This is a genomic window from Enterococcus ratti, assembly GCF_001886195.1.
GTDB lineage: Bacteria > Bacillota > Bacilli > Lactobacillales > Enterococcaceae > Enterococcus_B > Enterococcus_B ratti.
This window is the reverse complement of the sequence record NZ_JXLB01000006.1, coordinates 126,280-133,582: the sequence shown is the minus strand read 5'-3', so window position 1 is coordinate 133,582 and position 7,303 is coordinate 126,280. Positions and strand designations below refer to the sequence as shown.

The 7,303-nt window shown below is 35.0% G+C and carries 8 protein-coding genes; 1 reads left to right on the top strand and 7 read right to left on the bottom strand.

What is annotated here, in order from left to right; translation table 11 throughout:
* Positions 1 to 298 precede the first annotated feature (298 nt).
* The 6 genes from rplS to rpsP form a co-directional block, all read right to left on the bottom strand.
* Positions 299 to 646 (bottom strand): 50S ribosomal protein L19, encoded by a 348-nt coding sequence (rplS, locus tag RV14_RS04320; protein ID WP_071855072.1) that lies wholly within the window; start codon positions 644 to 646, stop codon positions 299 to 301.
* Between the two features lie 139 nt (positions 647 to 785).
* Positions 786 to 1,535: a tRNA (guanosine(37)-N1)-methyltransferase TrmD gene (gene trmD / locus RV14_RS04315; protein WP_071855071.1), complete on the bottom strand. Its 750-nt coding sequence runs from the start codon at positions 1,533 to 1,535 to the stop codon at positions 786 to 788.
* Positions 1,525 to 2,049 carry a ribosome maturation factor RimM gene (gene rimM, locus RV14_RS04310; protein ID WP_071855070.1) on the bottom strand — a complete coding sequence of 175 codons (525 nt, stop codon included), beginning with the start codon at positions 2,047 to 2,049 and terminating at the stop codon, positions 1,525 to 1,527. Before rimM ends, trmD begins: the two co-directional genes overlap by 11 nt.
* A gap of 127 nt (positions 2,050 to 2,176) precedes the next feature.
* Positions 2,177 to 3,052 (bottom strand): hypothetical protein, encoded by an 876-nt coding sequence (locus RV14_RS04305; RefSeq protein WP_071855069.1) that lies wholly within the window; start codon positions 3,050 to 3,052, stop codon positions 2,177 to 2,179.
* Between the two features lie 265 nt (positions 3,053 to 3,317).
* Positions 3,318 to 3,566, bottom strand: a complete 249-nt coding sequence (locus RV14_RS04300) for a KH domain-containing protein (protein ID WP_071855068.1) — start codon at positions 3,564 to 3,566, stop codon at positions 3,318 to 3,320.
* 11 nt (positions 3,567 to 3,577) lie between these two features.
* Positions 3,578 to 3,853, bottom strand: coding sequence for a 30S ribosomal protein S16 (gene rpsP, locus RV14_RS04295; protein WP_071855067.1), 276 nt, complete (start codon positions 3,851 to 3,853; stop codon positions 3,578 to 3,580).
* Positions 3,854 to 4,926: 1,073 nt separating this feature from the next.
* Here rpsP and RV14_RS04290 point away from each other — a divergent pair.
* Positions 4,927 to 5,493, top strand: a complete 567-nt coding sequence (locus tag RV14_RS04290; protein WP_071855066.1) for an NADPH-dependent FMN reductase — start codon at positions 4,927 to 4,929, stop codon at positions 5,491 to 5,493.
* Positions 5,494 to 5,876: 383 nt separating this feature from the next.
* On the opposite strand, the gene ffh is transcribed toward RV14_RS04290, so the two are convergent.
* Entirely contained in the window at positions 5,877 to 7,295 is a 1,419-nt protein-coding gene (gene ffh / locus RV14_RS04285) for a signal recognition particle protein (protein WP_071855065.1), read from the bottom strand.
* Positions 7,296 to 7,303: the final 8 nt, after the last annotated feature.

Here is a 7,303-nt window from a genome sequence, read left to right as displayed (position 1 = left end):
CAACTAGGTCTAAAGACAATAATAAAAGCGTGAAGTAAAAAATACTTTTACTTCACGCTTTAAACAATAAACGCCCACAAACGCAATCATCGCCACACTTATTCCCGAACCTTGCTCAGTTGTTAATGTTTGAATCTTTGTATTAAAAGAAGACATTGAAAAATTGTAGTTCTTTGACTCTGTCCTTTATCCAATTATATGTATTTCCATTTCACTATAAATATAATAATAAAAGAACTATGAATAAACAAAAAACCCTTGATAATCAAGGGTTTTTTCACTATCAGATAACGATAGATTAACGACGAATTTCTTTGATACGAGCTGCTTTTCCGTGTAATGCACGTAAGTAGTACAATTTTGCACGACGTACTTTACCATAACGAACAACTTCGATTTTTGCCACACGCGGTGTGTGCAATGGGAATGTACGCTCAACACCTACACCGTTAGAAATTTTTCGTACAGTGTATGTTTCACTGATACCAGCACCGCGACGTTTAATAACTACGCCTTCAAATAACTGGATACGTTCACGCGTACCTTCGACAACTTTCGCATGAACACGTAATGTGTCACCGGGACGAAAAGCTGGAATATCAGAACGCAATTGTTCTTTTGTTAATTCTTTAATTAATGGATTCATTGATCTTTTCTCCTTATTCCAAACATTCTTATGAGTTTTCCCTCACAGCGGAATATCGTAATAGTTAAGCGCTCATGCACTCACCATAAGATACTATCATATTCTCATTTTAGTGTAAAGAACTAATTCAATATTTCTTCTATTTAATGGAATCCACTTCTTCATTTTTGATTTCTTCAAGGAATCGAATCATTTTAGGCGTTAATTCGATTCGCTTAAGAAGATCCGGCCGACGCTGGTAAGTTCTTTTTAATGACTCTTTTAACTGCCACTCCTCAATCAGCTTATGGTTGCCATTCATTAATACTTCTGGCACTTTCATCCCCTTGTATTCTGCTGGACGCGTATATTGGGGATGTTCCAATAAGCCGGTAGAATAAGAATCAGTTTGTGCGGAAGTCTGATTTCCTAAAACATTAGGCAATAACCGAATAGTCGCATCAATCATAACCATTGCTCCAAGCTCTCCACCAGTCAACACATAATCTCCTAAAGAAACTTCATCTGTCACAAGTGTTCGAATCCGTTCATCATAACCTTCATAATGTCCACAAATAAATACTAAATGCTCTTCTTTTGAAAATTCTTCTGCCATCGCTTGATCAAAGGTTTTACCGGCTGGATCTAAAAGGATGATACGTTTTTTTGTTTCAGGACTCGTTTTTTTAATCGCTCTTATATTGTCATAGATAGGCTGGATTTTCAAAAGCATTCCAGAACCGCCACCATAAGGATAGTCATCCACCGTTTGATGCTTATTGTCTGAATAGTCTCTGAAATTAGAAATAGTGATATCTACTAGTCCCTTATCTACTGCTTTACCAATGATTGATTCCCCTGTTGATCCTTCAAACATTCGTGGAAACAAGGTCAACACATCAATTTTCATCGTCAATCAATCCTTCGGGAATCTCTACATGTACGATTTTATTTTCTAAATCTACCGTTTGAACAACAGAATCAATATAAGGAAGTAATACATCTTTTTTCTTTGATCGTTGAACCACCCAAACATCATTGGCTCCCGGGGAAAGGATTTCTTTTATTTTACCAAGTTCTGTTCCTTTTTCATCAACGACTATTGCCCCAATAATCTGATAGTAATAAAATTCATTTTCTTTTAAATCATGAGCCTCTTCTTTGAGAACTTTTAAAATACCCTCTCGATAGTTTTCTACATCATTGATTGATGGATGTCCTTCAAAACTTAATAAATCAAAATTTTTATGTTTACGATGACTTTTCACTGTTAATTCAATCGGTGCTTGCTTTTCTTGAAATAAGGTAAGTACCGCACCTTTTTTATAGCGTTTTTCTGGAAAATCAGTGGTTGAAATCACACGCACTTCGCCTTTGATTCCTTGGGTATTTACGATTTTTCCAACATTTAAATATTCAGTCAACTTATCTCCTCTTTTCCTTTTAACGCATTATTTCCTCTTTATTTTAGATAGCGTAGAATAGTTTTTTAAGTGGTTGTTTTAGTTTAACAGATGTATATATGCAGTTTGGATTTTTTTGCTTTTTCTATTAAAAATGATTCATCGAAACTGCCATTTTCAAGGCAGATAAGGGATCTTTGTGAGTGACCGTATACACATTTCTAGGCTCTTGCCAGCTAATTTGTGTAGCTTGATCAGTTGTATCATTCATCTCAACGGTAATTTTTCCGTATTTTTCAGGAGCTGGCAAACTTACTCGTTCTAAATAGGCAACTATTTCTTTTGCCAATGGCACCGGATCTTGTCCTTCAATGTTGCTTGCTCGTACACGAATACACCAATTACCTTCTTGCCATTGAAGAATACTTGAACCAGCTGCTCCTTGCTGGTAAGCAGTGATATTGTAGCCTAAATCAACTTTTCGACCATTTGTATCCAATGTAATGGGTCGCAAAGCGTTGATTGCTTCTTGACTTGAAGCAAACCCATATTGATAAAGGTAAGAAGCAAGCAATGGTTGTTGTTTTAATTCTTTTGCATTTAAGTCATACGATTGCAAAAGATCATAATATAAAATTGAAAAGCCTTGTTTTGTTTCCGCCGCAGAAATATTTAATTTTCCTGTAAAAACAGGAATCGTTTGCGGCATCGGTGTAGATGGGTACTTTTCTTTTAATTGATCAAATGCAGACAGTTGTTTTTTATCTGTAGCCGATGATTCTGACAATGATTCACTTTGCCTGCTGCTTTTCAACTCCGTGCTTTCCGTAGTAATTTTTGCTGTAGTTTGAAAAGCAGACGTTTTAGAACCATCATTACTTGTACGTTGAGTCGTTGTTGATTGCGTTGCTGTTTTAGCTGTTTTAGCTGTTTTAGCTGTTTTAGCCGTTTCAGTAGATTGTTCTCCCGCTTGACAGGCACCTAAAATTAAAACAGCTGGTAAGATTAACATTAGCTTTTTCATCTTTTTCTACTCCTTTTTCATATCTTCAAGAATACGCTTTCTTATAAAATTTGCCAAGTAGGCAAACAAAAAAGACAGGAAACTATAAGCTTTCTTTTTAACATCTAATCTAAGAAGTTTCCTCTATGAAAAATAAGCCGAATAATCCAAAAAATATGAAAAACTCTTTTCGGATGATTCGGCTTATTCCTTTGAAATATGAGGAGCCAGTTATTGTAAAAAAGAACTTAGCTTTTAAAGTGAAGCCCTACAAAAACTTCTTTGACTACTCCTTACGATCAATGATAGTTAAACGAACCTTTTTAGGCGTGTCCATTCGTACTCCGTAAACAATTGTACGGATCGCTTTTGCGACTCGCCCTTGCTTGCCAATAATGCGGCCAATATCTTCAGGTGACACAGTTAAATGATATTCATAAAAGTCACTTGACTCTACTAATTCTAACTGAACTTGCTCCGGATGAGTGACTAACGGTCGAACGATCGTTAAGATTAATTCACTTAAATCTTTCATATCCGATCACCTTATTTCTTTGAAAACTTAGCTTCATGGTGTTTTTGCATCACACCTTCTCTTGAAAGAATGTTACGTACAGTATCAGAAGGTTGAGCCCCTTTAGATAACCAGTCAAGCACTAAATCTTCTTTTAAAACCACTTCTGCAGGATCTTTCAAAGGATTATAAGTACCTACAGTTTCGATAAAACGTCCATCACGAGGAGAACGTGAATCAGCTACGACGATACGGTAAAAAGGGCTTTTTTTAGAACCCATACGCTTTAAACGGATTTTCACTGCCATTATATATTTCCACCTCCATTGTCTTATTCACAAGATGTAGTGTAACAGTTTTTTTTTTTCCTGTAAAGCTTTTTTTCTTTACAGTTAATTTTTTTTAAAATAATTTCTCCAATCTTTCACGACTAAAGTCGCGAGTATTCTCGGCTTTTTGACAAAATTGATAAGAAGAAATTTTTAGATAGCAGCATTTTTCTGTGCTTAAGTAAAAGAGGCATTCTGCACTATCTTTAATAATAACTATGACATCCTTTATTGCTAAATCTTCAATATTTCATCGCTAAGAAAGAAAAAACGTTTAGCCTACGCAATTCTTCCATAATTCTTACTTGAAAACACTAAAATTTCCTTCATTTTTTATTCATTTTATGATAACAGCTCTAAAGTTTCATCAGTAGACTGTAAATTAACATTGCAGACACAAAAAGTATTGAAAAAATTTAGCTGTTATTTTACTAAAATAACTCATTTTTTTATCCGTTACTGCTTCTTAAAAGGGAAGAATCGTAAATGTTTCACAGATAAAAAAACAAATCACAAAAACGATTTTTTATATGGGTTTTCAACCCTTTAAATATAAATTATAAAACGATTTCCTTTTATTTTTAAAAAATTTTTCTCACAAAATTGTTTCACATTTATTAAGATGTGTGTGGAAAAATCCCTTACTGATTCTTTTGTTAGTCAACAGATAGCTAAAATTTCCTTTAGAAAATGAGAGCAATTACTAACTTAGATCAATAGTTTTAATCCTTCTTGCTCATCCTATGCTTCGTTTTTGTTTCACGCTCCTTAAAAAATTTTATTATTGAAATCACTCCATTTAATCGGTTAAGTCTTTTTTTATATTTTTTGTTTTAGCAATTTTTTCCTAAAAAAGGAGCTTTCAATAAAAAAAGAATTATAAAAGCCAAAACGATTCAGTCATTTTAGCTAAAAGAAACGGATGATTCAACAAAAGACTCAAACAAACGTCTACCTAGTAGCAAAAAAATTTTCAATTACAAACGTTTTATTTGCTCCATTTACTTATTTTTTATAAGATGAGTATAGAAAGTTTGAAGGAGGAATGATGGATGGTTAAAAAAATTGGTTTTTTTGTAGGAAGTTTAAGAGAAGACTCTTATAATAAAAAAGTTGCGGAAGCTTTTGCAAATTTATTACCTGAAGGTTACGAAAGTGTATTTGTGAAAATAGGTGATTTGCCATTTTACAATGAAGATCTTGATACTCCAGAAAATGTACCTGTCGAGTGGACACGCTTTCGTGAAGACGTTCAAGGTTTAACAGGTGTAATTTTTGTCACACCGGAATATAATCGTTCCGTTCCTGCAGTTCTTAAAAATGCTTTAGATGTTGGCTCTCGTCCTTATGGACATAGTGTATGGGATGGTAAACCCGGATTAGTTGTAACCGCTTCTCCCGGAGGTATCGGTGGCTTTGGGGCAAATCATCATCTTCGCCAATCACTTGTATTCTTAAATGTTCCTACTTTGCAACAGCCAGAAGCTTATATTGGAAATATTGCCAACTTAATAGATGAAAATGGCACAATTGCTAAAGAGACACTCAGCTTCTTCCAAATAATCTTAACTGATTACCTTTCTTTTGCTAATAAATTAACAAGTAAAGAGACTCAATGACACGCCTATGCATAACAATTAGTTTCGAAAAGTAAACCCGCCGCTAAAAATTGAAGAAATTTTTAGCGGCGGGTTATAAGTTGCTTTTTGAAATAAACCGAAGAGTTACCTCATTTGCATCGATGACCCTAGTTCTTTATAAATAGCGTGTTATAAAAATTGACGACTATAGTTTATTTTGAAACAAGTTCCACGTTTATAAAAAGATACAAAACTAACCAGTCATTTCTACTTTTTACTGTAACTTGCTTATTTTTAACGATCACTTATTTTTACACATTCTCTTTAAAACAAGTTGAAATTGACTCGTTCTTTCCGACTTATGTTTAAAGCATTGTCACCAGCTTATTTTTTTAGTTTAATGTTTCTTTTGCTTCTATTATTTATTTACGTTTTTTCTTTTTCTTTTTATTTTTCTTTATCATGCGGTTCATTGCCATTTTCCCAAGTTTTCCTTTAATTCCAGTGCCAAACATTTGATCCATCCCCGGAATGTTCATATCTCCTTTAGACATTTGTTGCATCATTTTGCGAGATTCTTTAAATTGTTTAATCATCCGGTTGACTTCCACTATACTATTGCCTGAACCTGCGGCAATCCTTCTGCGGCGACTTGGATTTAAAAGATCAGGATTTTCTCTTTCTGCTGGTGTCATCGAATAAACCATTGCTTTTTTCCGTTCAACATCTTTGGGATCAACTTTCACATTTTCAATTCCCGGCACTTGATTCATTCCGGGAATCATTTTAAGCAGATCTTCTAACGGCCCCATCCCCATTACCTGATCCAACTGTTCGATAAAATCATTGAAGTCAAACGAATTTTCTCTCATCTTCTTCGCCAGTTCTTCGGCTTTTTTCTCGTCATAATCTTGTTGAGCTTTTTCAATCAGTGTCAACATATCGCCCATGCCTAGAATACGACTTGCCATACGATCCGGATGGAATACTTCTAAATCCGTTAATTTTTCTCCTGAACCGATAAATTTAATCGGAGCTCCTGTGACCGAGCGAATAGACAGAGCCGCCCCGCCACGTGTATCACCATCTAATTTTGTAATAACAACACCGGTAATTCCTAATTGTTGATTAAAACTATCTGCTACGTTAACCGCATCTTGTCCTGTCATAGCATCGACAACCAACAAAATTTCATTTGGCTGAGTTAACTCTTTGATTTGTTTCAATTCATCCATTAATGTTTCATCAATATGCAGTCGTCCAGCCGTATCAATCAATACATAATCATTTTTCTTTTCTTTTGCTAACGCCATCCCTTGACGAACAATCTCCACTGGACTGACATCAGTTCCCATGTCAAACACCGGAACATCTAGTTGTTGACCTAATACTTTTAATTGATCAATTGCTGCTGGGCGATAAACGTCTCCAGCAATCAGTAAAGGACGAGCCTTTTCATTTTTCTTTAGATAGTTTGCCAATTTACCAGTAAAAGTTGTTTTACCTGCTCCTTGTAAACCCGCCATCATGATAACAGTAGGAATTTTGGGTGATTTGTTTATTTCAACAGTTTCCGATCCTAAAGTAATGGTTAATTCTTCATCCACGATCTTAACAATTTGTTGGGACGGCGTTAAACTTTCTAACACTTCAGCTCCAATTGCTCGTTCACGCACTCGTTTGGTAAAATCTTTTACGACTTGCAAATTCACGTCGGCTTCTAGCAACGCTAGACGGATCTCCCGCATCATTTCTTTGACATCAGCTTCTGAAACTTTTCCTTTTTTTCGTAATTTGTTCATCGCCTGCTGTAAGCGCTCAGTTAAATTTTCAAATGCCATGATTTCTT

Coding starts and splice junctions, on each gene's coding strand:
- rplS (WP_071855072.1), bottom strand. CDS start 646: ATGAATCCATTAATTAAAGAATTAACAAAAGAACAATTGCGTTCTGAT.
- trmD (WP_071855071.1), bottom strand. CDS start 1,535: ATGAAAATTGATGTGTTGACCTTGTTTCCACGAATGTTTGAAGGATCA.
- RV14_RS04305 (WP_071855069.1), bottom strand. CDS start 3,052: ATGAAAAAGCTAATGTTAATCTTACCAGCTGTTTTAATTTTAGGTGCC.
- RV14_RS04300 (WP_071855068.1), bottom strand. CDS start 3,566: ATGAAAGATTTAAGTGAATTAATCTTAACGATCGTTCGACCGTTAGTC.
- rpsP (WP_071855067.1), bottom strand. CDS start 3,853: ATGGCAGTGAAAATCCGTTTAAAGCGTATGGGTTCTAAAAAAAGCCCT.
- RV14_RS04290 (WP_071855066.1), top strand. CDS start 4,927: ATGGTTAAAAAAATTGGTTTTTTTGTAGGAAGTTTAAGAGAAGACTCT.
- ffh (WP_071855065.1), bottom strand. CDS start 7,295: ATGGCATTTGAAAATTTAACTGAGCGCTTACAGCAGGCGATGAACAAA.